At 36.2% G+C, this 20,892-nt stretch carries 20 protein-coding genes; all 20 read right to left on the bottom strand.

The features are described from left to right. Positions 1-13 precede the first annotated feature (13 nt). Complete coding sequence (locus CYK16_RS04030) at positions 14-694, bottom strand: LPXTG cell wall anchor domain-containing protein (protein ID WP_101776680.1); 681 nt, start codon at positions 692-694, stop codon at positions 14-16. 12 nt (positions 695-706) lie between these two features. Continuing rightward, positions 707-1,780, bottom strand: a complete 1,074-nt coding sequence (locus CYK16_RS04025) for a hypothetical protein (protein WP_101776679.1) — start codon at positions 1,778-1,780, stop codon at positions 707-709. 13 nt (positions 1,781-1,793) lie between these two features. Then, positions 1,794-2,132, bottom strand: coding sequence for a hypothetical protein (locus CYK16_RS04020; RefSeq protein WP_050223646.1), 339 nt, complete (start codon positions 2,130-2,132; stop codon positions 1,794-1,796). A 91-nt stretch (positions 2,133-2,223) separates the two neighbouring features. Further along, complete coding sequence (locus CYK16_RS04015; protein ID WP_101776678.1) at positions 2,224-4,074, bottom strand: AAA family ATPase; 1,851 nt, start codon at positions 4,072-4,074, stop codon at positions 2,224-2,226. Between the two features lie 2 nt (positions 4,075-4,076). After that, positions 4,077-5,822, bottom strand: a complete 1,746-nt coding sequence (locus CYK16_RS04010; protein ID WP_101776677.1) for a type IA DNA topoisomerase — start codon at positions 5,820-5,822, stop codon at positions 4,077-4,079. A 161-nt stretch (positions 5,823-5,983) separates the two neighbouring features. Next, a complete protein-coding gene (locus CYK16_RS10855) occupies positions 5,984-11,863 on the bottom strand; it encodes a PBECR4 domain-containing protein (protein WP_257960383.1) in 5,880 nt (1,959 codons plus the stop codon). An 11-nt stretch (positions 11,864-11,874) separates the two neighbouring features. Further along, positions 11,875-12,135 carry a hypothetical protein gene (locus CYK16_RS03995; RefSeq protein WP_006155102.1) on the bottom strand — a complete coding sequence of 87 codons (261 nt, stop codon included), beginning with the start codon at positions 12,133-12,135 and terminating at the stop codon, positions 11,875-11,877. Between the two features lie 116 nt (positions 12,136-12,251). After that, a complete protein-coding gene (gene mobP2, locus CYK16_RS03990; protein ID WP_101776750.1) occupies positions 12,252-14,588 on the bottom strand; it encodes a MobP2 family relaxase in 2,337 nt (778 codons plus the stop codon). 49 nt (positions 14,589-14,637) lie between these two features. Continuing rightward, the gene (locus CYK16_RS03985; RefSeq protein ID WP_050077965.1) at positions 14,638-15,087 is read right to left on the bottom strand and encodes a hypothetical protein; all 450 of its coding nucleotides are present in this window, start codon (positions 15,085-15,087) and stop codon (positions 14,638-14,640) included. A gap of 10 nt (positions 15,088-15,097) precedes the next feature. Further along, positions 15,098-15,886, bottom strand: a complete 789-nt coding sequence (locus CYK16_RS03980) for a DNA/RNA non-specific endonuclease (protein ID WP_101776676.1) — start codon at positions 15,884-15,886, stop codon at positions 15,098-15,100. 2 nt (positions 15,887-15,888) lie between these two features. Continuing rightward, positions 15,889-16,236, bottom strand: coding sequence for a hypothetical protein (locus CYK16_RS03975; RefSeq protein ID WP_101776675.1), 348 nt, complete (start codon positions 16,234-16,236; stop codon positions 15,889-15,891). Next, on the bottom strand, positions 16,229-16,564 hold the full coding sequence (locus CYK16_RS03970) for a hypothetical protein (protein ID WP_101776674.1): 336 nt from the start codon (positions 16,562-16,564) through the stop codon (positions 16,229-16,231). The genes CYK16_RS03975 and CYK16_RS03970 overlap by 8 nt, the downstream gene beginning before the upstream one ends. A 404-nt stretch (positions 16,565-16,968) precedes the next feature. Further along, a complete protein-coding gene (locus CYK16_RS03965; protein ID WP_101776673.1) occupies positions 16,969-17,256 on the bottom strand; it encodes a hypothetical protein in 288 nt (95 codons plus the stop codon). Between the two features lie 121 nt (positions 17,257-17,377). Next, entirely contained in the window at positions 17,378-18,205 is an 828-nt protein-coding gene (locus CYK16_RS03960; RefSeq protein WP_101776672.1) for a hypothetical protein, read from the bottom strand. Positions 18,206-18,271: 66 nt separating this feature from the next. Beyond that, the gene (locus tag CYK16_RS03955; protein WP_101776671.1) at positions 18,272-18,499 is read right to left on the bottom strand and encodes a hypothetical protein; all 228 of its coding nucleotides are present in this window, start codon (positions 18,497-18,499) and stop codon (positions 18,272-18,274) included. A gap of 15 nt (positions 18,500-18,514) precedes the next feature. Next, positions 18,515-19,516 carry a hypothetical protein gene (locus CYK16_RS03950; protein ID WP_101776670.1) on the bottom strand — a complete coding sequence of 334 codons (1,002 nt, stop codon included), beginning with the start codon at positions 19,514-19,516 and terminating at the stop codon, positions 18,515-18,517. A gap of 52 nt (positions 19,517-19,568) precedes the next feature. After that, the gene (locus CYK16_RS03945) at positions 19,569-19,793 is read right to left on the bottom strand and encodes a multidrug transporter MATE (protein WP_101776669.1); all 225 of its coding nucleotides are present in this window, start codon (positions 19,791-19,793) and stop codon (positions 19,569-19,571) included. Between the two features lie 9 nt (positions 19,794-19,802). After that, the gene (locus CYK16_RS03940; protein WP_009730751.1) at positions 19,803-20,033 is read right to left on the bottom strand and encodes a hypothetical protein; all 231 of its coding nucleotides are present in this window, start codon (positions 20,031-20,033) and stop codon (positions 19,803-19,805) included. Beyond that, positions 20,026-20,472, bottom strand: a complete 447-nt coding sequence (locus tag CYK16_RS03935) for a thioredoxin domain-containing protein (protein WP_101776668.1) — start codon at positions 20,470-20,472, stop codon at positions 20,026-20,028. Before CYK16_RS03935 ends, CYK16_RS03940 begins: the two co-directional genes overlap by 8 nt. Next, positions 20,469-20,891, bottom strand: coding sequence for a hypothetical protein (locus CYK16_RS03930; protein WP_001292118.1), 423 nt, complete (start codon positions 20,889-20,891; stop codon positions 20,469-20,471). Before CYK16_RS03930 ends, CYK16_RS03935 begins: the two co-directional genes overlap by 4 nt. Position 20,892 lies beyond the last annotated feature (1 nt).

The following is a 20,892-nucleotide window of genomic DNA, read 5'->3' as shown; positions in this document are numbered from 1 at the left end:
TTTTCTCCTTTAATTAAAATAATTGTTTCTTGTAGAAATAACTTACTGCTGTAAGCAATAAGCCGCCGATTGCAGCTAGGAAACTTTGTTCTGACCCTGTGTTTGGCAAAGTTACCATTTTACCATCTGCAGTTGAAACACTGATGGTCTTGTCTTCATTTGTAACAGCTCCAAGTGCTTCAGGAGCAACTACAGAACCATCTTCAAGGACAAGATTTCCATCTTTAGTGCTGACAATGGAATTACCTGTGCTGGTTTGAACAGGTGCTTTCGTAATATCATGCACCGCCTGACCTGTTGATGTAGAGGTTGTTCCAATTTGCGACTTCCCTTGCTGGTTCGCTTGATCAGTAGTTTTTGGCTGTTCATCTGGAACACCATCTAGGCTACCTGCGTTTTCCTTGTCTTGCACCTTATCTGAAGGTGCTGGTTTATCAGCTGGCACTCCGTCAAGGCTTCCTGCGTTATCCTTGTCTGAGGGAGCTGTTGGATCAACTGGAGTAACTGAAGGCTCTGTTGGCTGAGTTGCTGGAGCCTCTGTTTCTGTTGAAGCGCTTGGCGCTGTTGGTGTAACCACTTCCGTTGTTGGAGCAGAAGAATCAATTGGTGTTACTTCATCAGCTGATACAAATCCAGCTTGTGCTAGTGCGATAGTTGAAAGTGCTAGTGTAGCTAATAATTGTTTTTTGTTCATTTTTTTCCTTTTCTAATTTCTAAGATAATTTGATTCTTTTGGTTCTGTTTCTACAACATATCCATATTTTGAAGAATCAGAAGCTTTTACATCAAAAGTTAATCTAACGCTAGATGATTTATCCCCTTTTTTGACGGACAGGATATAGGAAACCGTATATTTTTGAGTTTCTGAATCATAATTCAATTTCTCTAAAATAACGGACTGTAAAATCCCTTCTTTTGGTTTGGTAAATTTTGCATCTCCTTCAGAAAGAAAATCTGCTAGGTTTTCTTTTTTGCCCGAGTAATAAGAAGGTAAGAAATAACGGCTAAATACATCAACTTCATTTTTCGTTGAAATGATAAGTTGAGTATTTTTTTGTTCCTGATATAAGAAATTTACTTTTTCTGACTGGTTTGACAATTGAGCGAAAGCAAAAAATACGCAAATGATATTTATTACTGATAACACTCCCAAAACACCTAAGAATAGATAAAATTTCTTCAGAGAAACTGACTGCTTTTGAGATACGGAAGGCACAACATCTGTTTGATCCCTTGCTTTTGGAACAGGTGGAAGGCGATTGGGTTGCGAAACAGCCATCGTCTCACCTTCAGCTGGGAAAAGAGGAAGAGAAGAATCGGACAATCCCATACTTTGTTTATATACAGGATAAATCTGGTTCTCAAAATACTCCCTTTTTTCTTGATAGCTGTAATTTGCAAATTCAGAGCGAGTTAGTATCGCTTGAATGAGGGGAAGCAAGAGGTTTTCATAGTCTTCTGTAATGAGGAAGGGACTAGCGTAAACCTCTCCTTCTGTCACCACGCTTTTCCCTTCCAGATGGGCGATTGCTACTTTTTTCAGCTGAAACTGACCATACGCTTGTTTCAACTCTCTAAATAACAACTCGGCCTGTTGAAATGTTAGGTAGGGCAAACTTTTTGAAATCGGCTGAGAAAAATCAGAAAGATGATCCAATCCCTCGATGATAGCAAGTAACTCACTATCATCCTCTGGACCTCTTCCATCTTCCCAGGAAATTTCTAAAAATAGATCATCTGTAATCGTACAGCGATCTTTATTGAAGAGTGAAAAAGCCATAAATCACCACCCCTTAACTTCTTACGAAATCAAAAATCCATTCAATGATACTTGGTCCCGCTGAAACACCAATAATTGCAATTGCAATTGATATCCAATTCTTTTTCATTGAGGCTTTTAACTCCCGTCCACCAAACGCATAAATGAGCGAAGTGACAACGGCAGCTAGCCCAAATAGTGCAACACTGACTAGCTGAACTTTTGTAATTCCTTGTTTCGCCAAGTTATCCGACTTAGCAAATGGATCGTCCGCATAGACTGTAGATCCTGTTAGGAACAGGGAAAGGCTCAATAAAAACATCTGTGATTTTGTTTTTACTTGCTGAAGTTGTCTTGTCAAATAATTTTTCATAGAAATCCTCCTTTGTTTTTTTGACAACGTTAGTATAATAGATAATTGAAAAAAATTTTTTAAAGGGACAATCATTTTTTTAAGGTAAGTTTTAAGAAAATAATGCTTCCCCAAATGACGTCTTTTCAGCTTCGACATCGAATAATATTTTTCTTTTATCTTCACGGTGATGCTCATCTGGCGCATCACCTTCTACCCAAAGATGAAAATGATACTCTTGATTGTGATCAGGTAAGTTCAGAAACTCTTTAGAAATTAAAGGAAGCACCTTATGTTTAATCACTCTTTCCAGTGGCCGTGCACCATCCTTTATATTGGTTCCTACATCCAATAAATAAGTAACCAAACTTTCTTCATAAGAAAGAGTCAACTGTTGATTCTTCATTCTTTCTTCGATTTCTGATAGTTGTTTGACAATAATTTCCTTATTCACTTCCTCGTCTAACATGTTGAAAATCAATTTATATTCAATTCGATTGAGAAATTCTGGTCGAAATTTAGTTTCTAACTCCAACGTCATGCTCTTTTCAAACTGAACTTTGTCCCTGTCGGTTAGCTTTTTAAAATTCCCTTTCAATTCATACTGATTAATAATTTTTTGAGAACCAATATTCGTAGTAATAATGACAATCGTATTCTTAAAACTCACTTGCCTTCCAGTTGAATCAGTCAAGCGTCCTGCATCAAGCACCTGCAAAAATAAATCTACAACTTCTGAGTGTGCTTTCTCCACTTCATCGATTAGGATAACGCTATAAGGTTTTTGTTTAACCTTCTCAGTCAATTGACCTTTCGTTCTAGTTTGACGATCGCCAATCAGCTTTGTAATATCTCCTTTTTGCTTATACTCAGACATATCAAAACGAATGATTGCCTCCTCATCATCAAACATCCCCTCTGCCAATGCCAGTGCAAGCTCTGTTTTTCCAACTCCAGAAGTTCCTAGAAACATGAAGGAAGACAAGGGCTTTCTTTGATCCTGTAAACCAGCTTGGGCAACAGTTATAGCATTCACAACAGCATCTACAGCCTCATCTTGGCCTTTAACACGTCGTGACAGCTTTTCTTTTAAACCATCTAGTCTTTCCTTGTTACCTTTCAAAATCGTCGTGACAGGAATACCTGTTTTATTTTTCAGCACCTCTGCAATTTCTTGCTTCCTGACATGGCCTAATCCATTTGTAGAGCAAATTGTTGCTGCTTCATCGATTAAGTCAAAGGCTTTATCAGGTAAAAATTGATCAGGTATGTAGCGGACAGATAGAAGTACAGCTTGTTTTACAGCATCAGAACTAATAGACACCTGGTGAAAATTTTCGTAAATAGTTTTAGCTTGCTCAAGAATTTCAATCGCTTGAGTAGTTGTTGGTTCAGAAACCCTAATTGGCTGCATCCTTCGCTCAAGCGCTCGGTCCGTTTCAATATATTCATGAAATTCATCCAATGTAGTTGCGCCAATCAATTGCATCTCGCCACGTGACAAAACTGGTTTAATAATATTTCCAGCATCCAAAGCGCCCTTATCTGAACCACCAGCACCAACAATAGTATGAAATTCATCAATAAAGAGAAGATTCTCTCCTTTGGTTTCTACCATCTCCTCAATAATTTTTTTAAACTTAACAATAAATCCTCCATCCTCATCTGACATTAAACTAGATAGTTCCAGAGAGCGCACGGTCAAGTTTTTTAATTTGGGAGATACCTGGTTTCTTAAAATGGCTAAAGCAAATCCTTCAACAATAGCTGTTTTTCCAACTCCAGCTTCTCCTACCAAAATGGGATTATTCTTAGTTCGTCTGAGAAGAGTGGTCTGAACAGCTTCTACTTCTTTATCACGTCCGTACACCTGATAATCTTCTGCTTTTTTTGAAACTTTTTCTGTCAAATTATCTGTATAACGATCTAAATAGGGTGTTTTTTTCTTTTCTTCAGTAGTCACACTTAATCACCTCTTTCTTTTACTTCCTTGATTTGAAGGGTGAGCTTATCTTTTATCGCATCCACAAATTCTCGTGGATTTATTGTCCCTTCTCCAATCTGAGATAGAAACATTTCCCAACCTCCTGTTGTATCTGGATCAGAGAATTCATTGTCATAGAGATAATTGATCAGTAGATAGGCCTTGTTGGTAGGAGTTAGTTGACCTGTTTTTTTATCTTTAACAACATAACCCTTACTTTGAATTTTTTTAATGATTTCTCCTCTAGTGGCTTGTGTTCCCAAGCCATATTTAGGAAATACTTGGCCAATCAATTGGCTTTCAGTTAGTCTTTTAGGTGGTTTTGTTTCACCTCCTACAATTTGAACCTGCGTATCAATTTTATCTCCCACTTGATAATCAGGAACTTCAACAGAACCTCGTACCTTTCGAGAACTCCATTCAGCCCATCCTAACTTATGAAGCGTTCTACCTTTTGTTTTAAAAACAAGACCATTATTTTCTACATCGATTGTTTTTATTGAATAATGACAATCATCCGCAAACATCAAGATCGCCTGCTTCACAACTGCTTCATAAATCAGTCGTTGGTCAGTTTTTAAATTTGCAAGGTTTGGAATTTTTTCAGTCGGAATCAAGGCTGAGTGGCTCGTACCAGACACTTTTTCATCATTGACGTAATCTTCTCTAGGCTCCAAAAACGCTGGCTGAAAATGACAATTAATAGCTTTTTGATAGGCAGATAGATTTTCTTTTAAATCATCAAATTCAAAATGACTGATGTATTCTGAGTCTGGTCGTGGATAGGAGAGAAAACCTTCCAAGTACAGTCCCTCAACAATGCTCTCAGTTTTATCTGAGTCAAATTTCCAGGCGCTTGCTGCAAAACTTTGTAATTCAGACAAGGTAAATAGTTGTGGAGCTGATTTCTGATGATTTTCTACCTCAACTGAAGAAATAACAGAGGTGGTTGATAATCCCCTTGAAGAGGCTAGAATAGCCTCACTATCTTTAGTTTTATCTTTGGTAGTAAAGAATACCCCATTTTCCTTATCCTCCAGCTGAAGCTTCCAATATTTTTCTGGAGTAAAGTTGCGAATCTCTAAATCATTCTCACAAACTAGTCTGACCGCTGGTGTTTGCACTCGGCCAACCGATAGATGGCTACCTTTTGTTCGAGAGAGTTGTCCTCTTGCTTGAAGATCAAGTGTTGCAAGAGGTGATAGGTTCATTCCTACCAACCAATCACTTTGTGCACGTGCTTCAGCTTCTAAATAGTAATTGTAGGTTTCTGAAGGTTCCTTCAATTCCTGAAAAGCTTTTTGAAGAGCCTTCTTTGTCATGGAGCTTGCCCAAAGCCGTTTCCAAATTTTCTCCTTGCCTCCTGGTATGTGCGATAAAATAGAGTACGCAATACGCTCTCCTTCTCTATCAGCATCCGTCCCAATAATCACTTGATCCGCTGCTACCACTTCATCATAGATTCTCTTAAATTTTTCTCTCGAACCCTTGTCCTCTTTCAGATGTTGCTTAAATGAAACATTTGTAAGAGGTAATTTATCAAGTGACCAGTTGTCTGGTTCGCTGTATTCAAATAGGTGCCCTTCAGCAGCCACAACATGTATTTCAGCTGGAAAATAGAGTGACTGCCTAATGACATAGACACCTTTCTTTTTGCTAAATTGTCCCAAAGCTGTAGCATAAGCTTCTGCCTGTTTCTCTTTTTCAGCCAGAATAACTATAACCATATCATTCTCCTTCTACTTCATTTTCTGTCATTGTAAGCTATAATTAAAAAATCTTTTGTAAAGGGACATCGACAAAGAATAGAGTGAGTTGATATCAAAAAACAGTACATAAAGTTATATAACTTTATGTACAAAAAAGAGGCTCTTAAAGAGCGCTCTTTCTAGACTTTAAGCCCCTTCTTTGGGCTTTGGATAAAATTTTGATTTTGTGCCACCTGTCTGTTTAACTGGTAAGTCTTTGTATGTTGTTCAACACTTTTTACGATTTTTGAGACTGTTCCATGAATACGTTTCATAGATTGCGCTAGTTGTTGATCATCAAGAGAGGTCAAATTATCAGTCCAAATTGCCATATAGCGAATGGCTTTCTCAGAGGTATCTAATCCAAAATGCTTAGAAACGAGATAACTTGTCATCTCAGCTTCAAGTTCCCTACGATCTTTTGAGACATCTTCCTTATACGAGTTAGCAAATTTAGGATTATGTAAGGTAGCATGCGCCAACTCGTGAATGGTGGTTGCAACGACTTCTCCAGGAGTATTATCTGGATTCAAAAGTATTTTTTGTTCATCTGGATAAAAAGCTCCCTTCGCACTCCTCAACTCTTTTGCATCGTCTTGATAGATGGTTACACCGATACTATTTGCATAATCGGAAAGTCCTTCTAGCACCTCTTTCGTACGAACATGATCCATATTAAAATCATAATGACGATTTGGCATCGCTTTTGGATAAAATTCAGGCTTCAAGGTTGTTTGGGACAACTCAAATACTTTATACGTAGCGAATTTAGCTAAGCCTGTGTTTGAATCTCTTTCCTGGAAGAAGCGAGATTTCAATTTTCCTTCTTTCTTTAACGCCTTTTCTTCAGGTGTCGCTTCAGAAAGTCTTTTATATTTTGGATTGCCTTTTCCATTTTTTACCTGATTTCCATTTTCATCCAATACAGGAATCATTTCAACCATCATAGGTCTAAACAAGGTAATATGTGATTTTTCCCCTGTCTTAACCGAAAGATTGTTATGGATAACTTCTCTTGTTCGACCTGTTTTTTTATTGGTATAGGTATTTCTAGTTTCAAATACCTGATCTGAAGTAATCCCAAGAACTTCCCCCATCGATTGCCATTGATTATAGGTTGCGACTGCATTCGCTCCTGGCCACTGTTCCTGAATCAATGCTACATTTCTAGGTGAGAGCTCTGGAAACTTACTCATAAAATTCAGATACTCTTCTAACCGTTCTGGTGTTTCTGTGTACTCTCTCACTTTTTGAAAAGCAACCTCACTCAATTCATGAGGCGTTAAACTAGCATAATCAATACTACTTGAGTTTACTTCAGGAGTCTCCAAATCTGAAATCGGTTCCTCTTTCAGAATCTCCTCTACACGCTGAAGCAAATTAGTTTTAGTTTCTTGCTTAGAAGATTGAAAAGCTACCGTTTCTCTTGTGTCAGGAGTTTGACCTGCTACTTCTTCTGTCAATCGAGTCGATTCATTTGCTTCCTGGGAAATTTCTTTATTCACCTCACTATTTTCCAGCTGAGAAAGAATTTCTTCATCCATCGATGCTAGTACAGATTGACCGTTGAGTCGACGATATCCTAACCCTAACATTTGTGAAATAGGTGTAGTCTCAGCTCCAATATCATATCGAATTCCCTCTTTGATCATTTCACCCCCTGGAGCATAAACATCAAACTTAATTTTGGTAGGAGGGATATAACCTTCAGTATTGCCTGCTGTTACTTGTTTCATTCCTTCTTGATGAATTGGATAGAAGTCCTGATTGGCCTTGTATAGCTCTCTAGCAAAGTCTTGATAAGATATCAGCTCTGTCTCTTTAAACGGTAATTTCGGGCCACCTGGGCGATCCTCAGACCATTGAAGACGTACATGGTAGTTTTCCTTATAGATATGATCTTGTGTCCATTCTTTATAAAAATCTGAATTTGTATCTAGGAGATGATCTTTCCCAGCTGCAGCAACAATCTGATCAAATTTATCATTGTGTTGCTTCGCATAGTCAAGATACTGATTCCAGGCTTGATGAAATTCTTCTGGAGTTTTTGAGATATCACTTGGCACACCTAAATTATAGACAGTATCTAAGACTTGAGTAAAGGTAGCTGAATCAAGTGAGGCTTTATTCAGTGTATTCTCTGGAGCTGGTGGTTCAGGTTCTTCAGAAACCTCCTCATACTGTCTATTTTTTAAGACAGATAACATTTCCTCGCCACCATCTTTAACATATTCCTCATTAATTGACAGTTGCTCAATGTGACCATCTCTTTCTCTATAGACACCGAGAATTGTGCCAGTATCTATATCTTCCAGTTGCTTACTTAAATCCCCCTTCACTCTCATTAAAGATGCAGGGACATGAGTAAATTCCTTTTCTTTGAATAACAATAACAAATCAGTATCTTCTGGTCTAATTGCTTTTGAAAGATCCAGATTATTAAATTTCTTTACAGATGAAAGATCGTTAAACACAAAGGAGTCTGACTCTATCACCTCAGGTAATAAGTTCAAAACTTTTAGTTTATCCGACATTCCCTGCGCAAATTTTAAATCTTTGAAATGCCCTTTTCCAGCTGCAACATCTTCAACAAATGACTCAGACAAATGTTCTACCCACTCATTATATACAGGTGTTACTCCAGTTAAGTGCATCCAATTTTTCTTGTCAAATTTAACATTTAGAATTTGGAATTGCTTTTCTTCTGGATTCTTATAAACATAATGGATACTTGTCCCTGACATTTCTTTTAGATACCATTGAGCCGAGTCTCTCATTGCGTTTGCGTATAAATTTAACGTCCGCATGTTTTTTCTGAATATTTTATTTGACATTCGATCCTCATCGATGGTAAAATGAAGATGAACATTGGCAGGAAAATCAGGTTGAGAATTTTTCTCAACGGGCTGCGGTGCTGTCCCTGGAGTTTCCACTCCTAAAAAACTGGAATTGCGATTCAATAGTTCGCCCCCAGTGTTATTAGAAAGCTCTTGATTTTGATCATGAGCTTTTTTTGTAATCTCGTTTAAAAACTCTTCATCTTCTTTCAATCCACTATTGAAAGTCCAGTAATCTAGTTCAAAATAATTCGACTTTTTCAAGAAGTTCTCTAAGTCGTCAAAAACATAGTTTTCTCGCAGTAACGCTTTATTTTCATCAAAAAGAGACTCCCAATCTTTAACAACAATGTATTTTAAACTATCATAACCCATTTGAGTAGCTAGAAACTCCGTTTTACCTGGTTCTGAATGGTATTTAAAAACAATATTATCTTCTTTCTGGCTAAGTGAACCATATTGGCGATAGCCAAACTGACCATCCTCAAATAAATAGAATTCAAGCTCACCGTCGCTTTGATAAACACGCCAATAATCGCTGTATAGCTCATCTTGTTTTAGAACAATCACTGGTCTAACTGGCTCCACTTCTTCTGAATCCTCCATTATCTTAATAGGATGAGTCTCAAGACGTGACATCAAGTTATCCAATAATTCTCGATTTAAAACCACTTCTCCCTCTTGTTCTTCCAAATAGTGGAACAATGTGTTTGGTGTTGTCACAAAACCATGGGCAAAGTCTCTTGTTCCCGATTCAATCAATGGATACTCCAGCATTCGCTCAACCGATTGTGATAGATTATCAAGGGTTCTTTCACCAAAATAAACGCCGAAACTGTCACTTGAGAGGCTTTCTATCTGCTTGTTGGTACTGTAGGCTGCTATAGCAAGTTCACCAATAAATCGGGTTGAAATATCTACTCCCAAAGTTCTCTGATGAGGTTTCAATGCTTGATACAAGGAATCTTGCTCAGGAGTCCCTTTTTTCTTGTATAAATCAATCGTTTGATCATCAATAGAGGTCAAAAGTGAATGAATGGGAGACAACACTTCCATTTTTTTATCGCTGAGATATTTTGTAGGATGGCTATTTCCTAACTTTGCAAAGACATCATACAGATAGAAATCTGGTGCAAATTCGATTGATAATTCTCCAGATTGAATCCGATTATTTAAACTCTTTGTTAATGCTTCATTTTCCCGTTTTACCTCTTCATAGCTCATCAATCTTCCAGCATTCTCCTCTGTAGTGGTAATAGATTCTTGATTATCTGGAGTCTGTTTTTCTTCAACCATCTTATCTATACGAGTCGGATCAATGACGACTGTTTTTTTATTTTCTATCGAAAACGTGAGATTGTCCCAATTTTTTTCTAACCACCCTGCTTCGCCTTGATTTTTTTCAATAGGCTCTGGTTGTGGTGAGATTGATTTTTCCTGATTCGAGGGCGTTAATCCTACATTTTCTTGCCTTTGTTTGGCAAGTAATTCATCCACCTTCAGTCTTTCCTCATCTGTTTTCGGATGATACTTGGTTTGTGAGGATAATTGAAACTCTCCTTCTTCAGTCAACTCCAGGGCAACTCTTCGTAACCCTTTTACAAAATACGTATTTGGTTGCTTTTGCCACTGATTCACTAGACCTTCATCAATTAAGGCTTGAGTTGCTGGCTGAATGCTCGTTTTACCCATTTGTTCAGATATAGCCTCAAGTCTAGTCAACTCTTCTTGATAGCGTTTGAGAGTAGCTTTGGTAAAGAACGACTCCCCACGTTTAGCTTTTTCTAACTCTTCACGGATTCTAGGTATATTTTGAACACTCATCTCCAGACCACTTCCCTGACGATTCAACCCCATTTCTTTCAAATGTTGTTGGTGCTCCAGGCGCTCTACTCGCTCTTCCTGTTGCCTAATCTCATCCATCTTTGAGAAGACTTGATCTTCTATTTGTTCTTGCTTACGCATAAAGCTAGCACTGCCTCGCTTATCATTCATGGGTTGCCCATTTGTTAGTGCTTGGTGGGAATAAGCTCTTGAAATAGCCTCGTCTTGTTCACCCCTTAGTCTTTCCAATTTTCGACGTGCCTGGGCAAGACGACTGTTATCAGGCTTTTCTTCCTGTTGATTCTTTAGAACATCATTCCAGTCCGTTTTATCTTGTCCTGGTTTTAGTTCTGGTAGATCTGAATTGATGACAGCTCCTTTTGCCTCCAATTCTTGAATGAATGTTCTACCTGCTTTATCATTATCTAAAGCTAGAGTAATCAAATCCGCATTTTTCCCATCTTCAAAAAAGTGATGATCAATAGCTACTTGAATTCCGTCCGCTAATTGTTCAGGTGTCCATCTTAGCGGTTTTCCAGATATTTCAGCTTGAATTTGAGATAGATGACGGCCTATAGTCGATTCTTTCAAACCATCCATAGAAACTAATCTGACGTCCTGAAGACTATCTTTGTGCAATTCATAGTAGGACATTAAATCAATTGGACTCTCAGTAAAAATCAATCGTTTTGGACTGCCAATATCAACATGAATACCAGTCATAGGATCGGAGTTTTTCATAATCACTTTAGCATATCCATGTTTTGGCCACTTCTCCCAATTCTCCTGGATTCCTTGTAAAGAGGCTCCAACAACTTCACCTGAAGAAGAAAGGGACTTGAATACAATAACTGGTTCAATCGCATTTGTTGAATTTCCGCCATTACCTTCCACAAAGTAGTCAAGTTTGGCATTAGCTTGGGCTAAAACACCCTGTTCCAAAAAATAATCTATCGTTTCATCTGATAGACCACGTTGATTTCGTAAGTAGTCTCGTCCAGCTGATAACGGCTGCTCGTATTTCTCAAGATAGTATTTAAAATCTTCTTGAGGCCTTTCAACCAGTTGAAACTCTTTAAAATTTCCATCATTTAAAAAATCTACCGATTGGTTAAAATCTACTTCCTTTATCGTCTCAACCAAAGAAATCGCATCACCACCTGTATTTCTAGAAAACCATTTCCATAAATTTTTATCAGGTGAAATAACTAGGCTATCATGTTCTTTCCATCGATAGTCTCGTCCAGATCGAACCAGCTCCATCTGAAGCTCGTTTGCAACATCCAAAATATCTCTAGAACGTGCAAATTCAACACGTTCTCTACGAGTTTTCCCACGTCTTGATTCTTGTTCTGTCATATAAAATCTCCTTAAAATCCTTCATACTGTGGTTTATACGGCTCTTTCTCTGCTTGTAGAAACGTTTCTGGATCTAAGTGAACCAATTCCCCTACTGAAAAAGATTCAAATAGCTCAGAATTTTCCTTAAAATCTAGAACCATTTCTAAATCAGAATTTCTTCCTTGGCCCTCAAAATGCACTTGCTTGTTATCAGCATTCATTGCCGTAATTAACCATTCAGCTGAAAAGTCAAAGTCTTCAACTGCAACATCTGGAAATAATAGCTTCATTTTTCTTCTCCTTTCTCTTTTTATCTTTCTATTCTATGCAATAACCAAGAAATTCCAGTTAAAGGGACAATAGATTTCCATTTTCAACAAAAAAGTCATTGCTTTTACAATGACTCTTATATACTTTGTCCTTTTTCCTCAAGTTCTTGTCTCTCATCACTTCTCTCACGTTCCATGAGGGCTTTTTTATTTGCACGTTGGGCCCTTTGAAGAGAATTGGTCAAATTTCTCATGAAATCTGTATTGATGATTGCTTTACCTTGAGATTGTTGGACGTTTTTTCTTTGCAGGTTCTTCCTTTCTTGCATTTTATGTGAAACAGCTTGAGCTAACTGACTTTTCTGATTGCTTTCTTCCTCTGGCAATATTTTTTGATAGAGTGATTTGAGTTCAGAAAATCCTTTCGCATTCTCCTGTTTTAATTTTTGAATAGTCGCTTGATCAGTCGTTTGTGAAATTTCCTTGTTTCGACTGTAAATCTGATGTTTCAGCTGAAAAATTGAGATATGGGTCTGTAGCTCTTCTATATAGCTATCTTTCGTAACAGGATAGCCCTTTAGAATAGTCAGCACTCCTTCATCTTGGAGAGGTTGAACTGCCTCTAATTCTCCCTTCAGACGTTTAATAGGTGCTTGAATTGCTAACGAATCAGCCTTTTCTACTGAAAAGGAAACACTATCTTCAAACTGGTTAGCAAGAGATTGTTTTAGAGATTGGTCTGCTTCACCTAGTTTATAATTTGGAGTCAGTTGCAATTCAGTCAGCTTCAGTCTTTGTTGAATTTCTTCCTTTTTCAATTCAACAAATGGCTTATCGGTTTCAAGTGGTTGAATTTGATCAAAAAGAGTTTTACGAACTAATAAACTACTCTGTTTTTCCTCCAATAAACTCAATTTTAAAGCATAGCGAAATGTTCCTAACTCCTGGCGCTCTTTTAATGATCGATCACTTTTCTTTTTAGCCGCTTCTACAAGATCCTTCAAATCAGTTGAAGAAAATAGTGACAAGTCCCTTAAACTAAGTTGCTTCTCCAGTAAGTCTTCTTTCATCTGACTCACATCATAAACTAATTCCGTAACATATTCAGGACGGCCCAAACCTGTTCCGTGTTTATCATAAGCAGCATAGACTGGTTTTGTGATTTCAAGAGGTTTTGCCCCATCTTTTAGATCATAACCAAGTTTTTTCCAGGCATCTAGTGTTTTGATAACACTTGCATTGGGATCCTGTTCTAAAATCATTCGTTGATTCTTTACTGAGAAATTGGCCAAATTTTTTTCCATCCGAACATCAGCTATTTCAGGAGCATTCTCACGAAATAGGTGTAAGATTCTATTTGCTAATCGTTCTCTCAACTCTTTTTCTCGATTCGCTATTAATTGCTGCAGATGATATCCTGCAGCCTCCTGTTGTGTTTTCTCAACACGACCATCAAGTTTCCGAAACTTCTCGTAGGTTGATTTTTTTCCAGCTGAATAAGCTCCTCTATAGGTCTCTAGGAAGTCCTTCGTTTCTTTCAGAAATTCTTGATAGAGCTCCTTCCCATCATTTTCTAAATAGGAATCCAGATAGCGATCCAGGAAGAATTTACTGACTGCAAAATCTTTTGCATTTGAGCCATAGCGCCATTTTTTATCCATAGGCAAATGATTATAAGCCTGCTCCAAAAAATTTTTTTCAGCTGAAGAACGCACCATCTGATCTCTAAATACAGAATTGATCAACTCACTTCTGATATTGGCCAAAATTTGTTCTCGTCGAACAATCATTCCTCTAGTCTGTTCATTTAACAAGCCATGAAAAACATCACTTTTAAAACGCTCAATGGTTTTCTGGGAAAAATTACCTCTATATTCCATTCGTCCACGAGGCCGATAGAAAATTTTTTCTCTTGCAGACTCAACTTCTGATAAACCAAAATGAACATGAATATTATCCGTGTTCAAATGAATGTTAGCCCACCAAAATGATGAGTCAGATAAACCTTCTTTTTCAATCAATCTTGGCAATGCTTCACGTATGACCGACTTGATAGCTTGCTGATCGACTTTCCCAGTTTCCAGGTCATATAATCCCTCTTTTGCCAAAAATTCATTATCAAAAGAGATAACACCCTGCCATAGAAGAGAGCCATTTTGATAAGCCTGTTCTAACTTACTTTTCAATTCAGTTACTTTGCTACGCTGCAAGTAATTGGCCTCTTTTGTAAAAATCGCAGTCATCTCTTCATTTTGGTTTTCAGTAGCATAAGAGCGATTCATGTAATCAATGTATTCCTGAAAATTTAGTTTCGTTTCTGGAACTTCAGCTTGAATTTTTTGTATTTCATCTTCAGTTAGAGACTCGATATTTTGTCTGTGTGTTTCTAAATTTAATTCATTATCAACCTCAACAGCTTCGTCTCTATTAGTGTAGTCTACAAAGCCACTATTTGCTTCAGTGTATTGCAGCATGAAGGTAATACTTGGACTAGACTCACTCACGAGTAAGGTCTCCTTTCAATTAATGAGAATGTTTGATTGTTTGACCACGTGCAACATCTTCTTGAATGACATCGTTAATTCTTGCCATTAATTCATGCTGTGTAGGATCCAGTCGTGAATGAATAGATTCCAAATCTTGAACATCAAAATCATCTTTCGTAATAGCATGAAAGTTGGTTAGTGTTAAATAAAGAATTTGATCAAGTTGACGATGAATTGCCTTGTTGTCATTTCCAGAATCAAAGCCATCCCCCAAATTTTTTTCCAGCTGAGTCAGTCGCTCATAGAAATTTTTTCCTTCTCCTAATTCAATAAAGAGTTTATAAAAAACTTCAATCAAAGTAACGAGCGTTGCTGAATTATTTCGATACTGTTTCTGCAAAGCAGACGATTCTTTCAAGTAGGATTTTATTTCCTTAAATTTTTCATGTGTTTCTTCGCTAAAATATAAGCTAAGTCTTGGATTCATTTTTCCCTCCTCAATTTTTCTGAGATGATCCTGTCAAATAATTGATTTTATATCCTGGTTGAATATTAAAGATATATACATCAAATGAGATCTCATCATCTTCAATACTCTGTGCTTCCATACGAACTCCTCTAGCAACTAATTCCACATTTCTAAATATAGGAGTTACTCGATAGCGGACATGGTGATTCGTATTTTTTATGTAGTTAGCAATCTTATTTTCATAGTAAACCATTGATGATTGTTCATCTTCAAAATTTGCATTTAAAGCACGTGTACCTGTAAATAAATTTTTAGCATTCGCATTCTCTCCACTTAATTGAAAACCGATTAAGTGAGAACGATTATATAAATAATCTTCTTTCCCGTTGAAAATTATTTTTTTATTTTTCCATCCTGTTGGCGTGATAGACGAAATAGATTCTCTATCTTCAGTTGGCATCAAATCTTTTCCCAACATCGCTTCAGCAATTCCTACACGATTTAAAAAATCTAGATTAGAATATTTTTCCCAGCTGCCATTTTCTAAACTCAATTCGCTTTTTGTAAATTGTGATTTTTCATTGATGACAATCACTTGATTTTTTCCATCATACTCCTTCGATTTCAAATCATCATTTTTCAGAGTAAGATTCAAATTTGAGTTGGAATTTTTTTCTTCAGCTGAATCGGCTATGTTCAATTGAGTCGGGATATCATTTTGTGTCAAGCCAGATTTGATAGCATCAAAATTGTTAGGTTGTACGATAAAGATCGCAAGAAAAATGAGAATGATGAACAGAGATTTATTCTTCTTCATTTTCAAACACCACCTGACCGTCGTTCCGCTTCAAGTGCAGATACATCATCCATAAAATGTAACCAATTTGTGGTTAGTTCGTTTACAATATCTTGTTTAACATTTAAAGCTGAAAGAGAAATATCATTCTTCAACATCAATTCTAAAATCTGACTTTGTTGTATTTTGATATCAGATAATGTTTCCGCAAATTGATTATTGTACAAATTCAATCCGTCATTCATTACGATATTTTGAACTTGCGATAACATAAACTCATTGAAACTTGGATAGTTATATTTTTTTGAAATAGCCTGAAGTTGTTCAAACATATCATCAGGAACATTTCTAATTAAAAAATTTTTAGTCATCACTTTCCACCTCCCCTTCATACTCTAACCAACGTGAAATATGATTGCCATAGCGATCCATTTTTTTTTCAAATTCTGAGAGTACCCTTGTCTGTTTTTTCATTTGTTCCAGAACATGGTCAGAAGCTAATTTCATATTTTCTAAATGTGCCATATACAAATCTTGAGCACGATTAAATTTTCCGTACTCAATTTTTTCACGACAGATTGAGAGCAGAAAATCATTAAATGACTTGGCTTTATTTTTCTTAGCAAGAGATTTTAGATAATTAATTTCATCATCAGTAAGCCCTCTAATCTCAATTCGATTTTGTTTTGTATTTGCCATTATTTTAAATTTTCCTTTCTAAAAAACAGCGCCCTTCTTTTTTCTTTTGTCGAAGCAAAAGCAAAAAGAAGCAAAAAAGAAAACTTCAACCTCGCAACATCACGAACCGATACGGTTCTATTTTTGCGGTTTTTCAACACACTAACACACACAGAGGGACTAAGGTCCTTTTTAGGTGTGTTGTGGTAGAAAAGAGCATAAGGGAAACTGATATCACGTTCCGTGATATGTTGATAGTATCAACGTTTCCGGTACCGGTAATTTTCTCGGTTTCACCTACTAACACACACATACTATACTTACCTTTACACACTTTATAGGTGTTATACTTACACTGTTTTTCCTTTTTACACACTTTTGCTTACACCGTTTTTGACTTCATTTAGAAGTTAAAAACTCAAAAATTAAGACTGATCTTCAGCTGGAAAGTTTCCTTCTTCACGATTTTTCTTAGCTGCTAAACGTTGTTCTTTTTCATCTTCTTTGATGAGGTTTAATTCCATTTTTAACTCTTCAAGAATTGATTCATACGACTGATTTTTATTTTTCTTCAATTGAATTTGAACATAGATTTTACCAATTTGTTTTTGAAGATTCTCTTCTGCTTCTTTACGTTCCTTTTCCAAAAGGGCAACTCTTTTCTTTGCCTCTTCCAGTTGATTATCAATTTTTGTTAAATCATTTTTAGCCATGATTACTTCTCCTTTTTATTTAATTGATCCTATTGTAATCGAAAATCTCAAATTATTTTTTAAAGGGACAATCATAAAAAATAAATCCCCTTAATTCAAAAATTAAGGAGATTTTTGACTGCTATTTATTGGTAAACACAAACTCGCCTTTCATAGAAAACGCACTCTTTTTACTTACATCAAATTGAATCAGCCTGAAATAAAAATCATGTTTTTTTCCAAATGGGAAGACACTAAATACTGGATGATACCATTCTTCAATATCTACAAATTTTCTTTCAAGAGGAGCTTCAGAACCATTCCATGATTTTCTATGATAGGAAATACCTGTCCGTTTTTCTCTATTCAAAAAACTTAATTCTACAATATCTTGATAATCCTTTTTCACTGCTCGCTGGTTAATCGTAATCATTCGTTGGTTTGCATCACCTTCATCAGCATCCGTAAAAAGATTGATTTTAGGAGGCAACTTATCTTTTAATTTTCGAATTCCAAGGTAGTCCTTGTTTAAGATATTTTTGAATAGATAACGCTGAAAAAGTTTTGCTTGAAACCACTTCGTGAAATAATAAATACCGATACTAAAGATTGTGGCTAAAATCCAAAACGATAATTCATTTTCTTGTATTGGTTTTTCTAATGCAGCTGTAAAAATAAGGGCAAGTATAATATTTCTTATGAACATTTTCATAAATCGCATTTCATCCCCTAAAAGTAACTTCGTAAAAGGCGCACATAAAAAAATCAAATCTATCATTGTTCCAAAAATCCTTGGATTAACCTCAAGTATTACGGAAGCTTCTTTTAGAAAAACAGCGCCTGTGACCATTACAAAAAATAAATATTGCCATTTAAAGACTTGTCTAATAAGCCAATTCACTCCACAAATTGCAGATAATTTATATCCCAATTTATCAGTTTCTTTTACCATTTTAATTAAATTTTTCATTTTATTTTACCTCACTTTAATTCATTTCTACAGTTTCGATAGCGATTAAAATATAATCGTTTCGCATCATTTTTCTACATATCCTATAACTTCATAAGCAATATAAATTTGCCCTCTTGTATTCTTAAAATACTGGGTTATTTTGCCAATATATTCATTATCTATTACTCTACTTCCTATAGGATACTCATCAATTAATCGAGCTGTAGGAATATTCGTCAGCATCATTGAATGTTCTCCAATTTCTAACTTATCGCCAGATTGCCAATCCATAAGTGCATCTCCATATCCCATAATTATCTCCTTCCTTTAATTCATTTCTACAGTTTCAATAGGGTTTGAAAATTCAAATGTTCCATCTTTGACTGCCTGTTTTTTCTTGTCCAAAGACTCCAATTTAGCCTTCAACTTTTCAATGTTTTTATAGGCTGTTTCAATAGTTCTATTCTTCGTTTCGATGTTTGTATCCAGCGTAGCAATATTCTTTTGATTGGCTTCAAGATCATCACCTGTTAGATATTTTGCTTCTGCTTGAAGACTCGCTTTTCGTGAGTTATCATCTTCAATAGATTCCTTCAATTGAGAAATTGATGTTGTCAATTTTTGAGACTGTTCATTCTGGAAATTGATCTCTTTTTCGATTTCCTGAAGAGTAAATTCTTCTCTGGAGACAACTTCAATAGCTTTGATTTCAAGCTGAGGATTTTGAGGAGTTACAAAGAATTGTACAGTGTCCTCTTCTCCAGATTTCTTCTGAGAAACCTTTTTAGAATCACTGGATGGCGATGAAATATTCACATCAATTGAGCTAGAAGAGACTGTCTGATTCGTCACATCGATCGCAAATGCACCAAAATTTTTCGGAACTCCTTTAATAATAACTGATACTTTATTATCAATGATTGGCACAACATCCATCTCTATTTTTGAGTCTTTATGTTGCGCATAGAGTTTCCATTTCAATCGTTTGGCATCGATACCCCGATCTATCGAAGTCGTAGCATCTTTCGTCTCAAATTGTAAAACAATAATTCCAGTATCTGGTGAATATTCCTGGCTGACAAGTTTCATCTCACCACTGCCATTCGCAAAAATCTGCTTTGTTTTGAGTTGTTCTGAGGTATATGTTTGTCTTTGTGGTGAGAAAATCGCTCCCATCAAAAGGCTTAACCAGGTCAAAAATAACATTGAGAAAATGACTAGTTTTCTCTTAATAATATTCTCTTGAAACCAAACTTTAGTCTTAATAAATGGCTTCAAAATTGGGCTAGATTTTATCTTTTCAATCCAGCGTTTAATTGTATCTATCATAATGGATATATCCTTTCTACTCTATGTAAATTTTTGTTTTTATACCAGTGCCTTACCTCCGTTTCTCATGCCTCTTATATCCTTTCCAAATAAATGAAACCTTACTTTTCGGCCAAACACTTTTTAGTAACATTAAGAAGGCTAATGGCAACCTTTTCGTTTTGATTTCATTTCCAAAGTTATCACATATAGTTATCTTGAAGAGCGGTACGAACCAGATCGCAATCAAGAAAGTTCCAACCACGCCATGCGCAATAGCATTTAAAATTTGATACATACTACCTCCTTAAATACAACCTAACTTTTCAGGTGCCAAATCCAATGTCAACCAAAGAGCCTCATCTTGCGAAATATGTGTTAGTCTTCCTCCCTCATCATTAAAACGATGTAGGGTAAACGTTCCATCTGATAATTTTCCTAAAACAACCATTCCTTCATTTGTCCTAGTACGCCATAGTTCCCAATCATTTTGAAAAGCTGTCTCGGCCCATTTACTTAGCTTTACCCTTTTAGTCATTTATGGCCTCCTGAATACTCTTCTCATCTGCTACAATCTTTTCCTCTGAATCTCTTGAAGCATATAGATATTTCTTTATTTTTCCCTTACGAATCTTGATGATAGTTGCAGCTTTTTCAACCTGGTATTTTTCTACCAACTTTTGACCTTCTTCTGTCTGAGTATCAATGTAAAATGTTGGATAGGAACCTTTATTGGCTGCATCTACAACTACACTTTTTCCAACCTGACAGTAAGGACAATCTTTTTTATAAAATACTAGGTTTACATTTTGATCAAGTACAGTATTCTGGTATTCCTTCTGAGTAAGGTGAGGATCGTAATCTAAGATAAAATGATCTTTATACACCCTATACCCTCCTAGAACTGCGAGACTCACAACTAAAATGACAAGAATAGCCCCTAGAGCTAACTTAACGTGTCTAAAAATCTCTCTCATCCTATTTCCTCCTCATCCATAAAATCAAATATGGAACCTTGAACATAATCAATCTTGGCCAATTCTTTTATTTCTGATTTCAAGTTAGTGAACGTTGTCATCACTTCTTGAAACAGCAAAGGATCAAATTCCTCGGAATCCAATACACGGACAATTGGTAACATTGGATAATGATCTCTCAACTCCTCCTGCAGGTAATCTGAAATCATTTTATCATTCGAGATAACACTATCTACTCTAATAATCGCTGGAATGCTAGAAATACTCTCCTCGTTTTGATAAAAAGTTAAAGCGACATCACCTGCAGAAACAGACTCAAATTTTAAGTTATCCGATGAAAGTTTAAAATAATAAGCCAATGGTTCCTGGCCAACCCCTGTTAGGTAATAGCCTCGAATAATTTTGAATAACTCTGACATC

The organism is Streptococcus oralis subsp. dentisani (genome assembly GCF_002860905.1).
Lineage (GTDB): Bacteria > Bacillota > Bacilli > Lactobacillales > Streptococcaceae > Streptococcus > Streptococcus oralis_BA.
The sequence above is the reverse complement of the archived record's forward strand: the minus strand, read 5'-3'. Positions and strand labels throughout refer to the sequence as shown.

Coding starts and splice junctions, on each gene's coding strand:
- CYK16_RS04030 (WP_101776680.1), bottom strand. CDS start 694: ATGAACAAAAAACAATTATTAGCTACACTAGCACTTTCAACTATCGCA.
- CYK16_RS04025 (WP_101776679.1), bottom strand. CDS start 1,780: ATGGCTTTTTCACTCTTCAATAAAGATCGCTGTACGATTACAGATGAT.
- CYK16_RS04020 (WP_050223646.1), bottom strand. CDS start 2,132: ATGAAAAATTATTTGACAAGACAACTTCAGCAAGTAAAAACAAAATCA.
- CYK16_RS04010 (WP_101776677.1), bottom strand. CDS start 5,822: ATGGTTATAGTTATTCTGGCTGAAAAAGAGAAACAGGCAGAAGCTTAT.
- CYK16_RS10855 (WP_257960383.1), bottom strand. CDS start 11,863: ATGACAGAACAAGAATCAAGACGTGGGAAAACTCGTAGAGAACGTGTT.
- CYK16_RS03995 (WP_006155102.1), bottom strand. CDS start 12,135: ATGAAGCTATTATTTCCAGATGTTGCAGTTGAAGACTTTGACTTTTCA.
- mobP2 (WP_101776750.1), bottom strand. CDS start 14,588: ATGCTGCAATACACTGAAGCAAATAGTGGCTTTGTAGACTACACTAAT.
- CYK16_RS03985 (WP_050077965.1), bottom strand. CDS start 15,087: ATGAATCCAAGACTTAGCTTATATTTTAGCGAAGAAACACATGAAAAA.
- CYK16_RS03980 (WP_101776676.1), bottom strand. CDS start 15,886: ATGAAGAAGAATAAATCTCTGTTCATCATTCTCATTTTTCTTGCGATC.
- CYK16_RS03975 (WP_101776675.1), bottom strand. CDS start 16,236: ATGACTAAAAATTTTTTAATTAGAAATGTTCCTGATGATATGTTTGAA.
- CYK16_RS03970 (WP_101776674.1), bottom strand. CDS start 16,564: ATGGCAAATACAAAACAAAATCGAATTGAGATTAGAGGGCTTACTGAT.
- CYK16_RS03965 (WP_101776673.1), bottom strand. CDS start 17,256: ATGGCTAAAAATGATTTAACAAAAATTGATAATCAACTGGAAGAGGCA.
- CYK16_RS03960 (WP_101776672.1), bottom strand. CDS start 18,205: ATGAAAAATTTAATTAAAATGGTAAAAGAAACTGATAAATTGGGATAT.
- CYK16_RS03955 (WP_101776671.1), bottom strand. CDS start 18,499: ATGGGATATGGAGATGCACTTATGGATTGGCAATCTGGCGATAAGTTA.
- CYK16_RS03950 (WP_101776670.1), bottom strand. CDS start 19,516: ATGATAGATACAATTAAACGCTGGATTGAAAAGATAAAATCTAGCCCA.
- CYK16_RS03945 (WP_101776669.1), bottom strand. CDS start 19,793: ATGTATCAAATTTTAAATGCTATTGCGCATGGCGTGGTTGGAACTTTC.
- CYK16_RS03940 (WP_009730751.1), bottom strand. CDS start 20,033: ATGACTAAAAGGGTAAAGCTAAGTAAATGGGCCGAGACAGCTTTTCAA.
- CYK16_RS03935 (WP_101776668.1), bottom strand. CDS start 20,472: ATGAGAGAGATTTTTAGACACGTTAAGTTAGCTCTAGGGGCTATTCTT.
- CYK16_RS03930 (WP_001292118.1), bottom strand. CDS start 20,891: ATGTCAGAGTTATTCAAAATTATTCGAGGCTATTACCTAACAGGGGTT.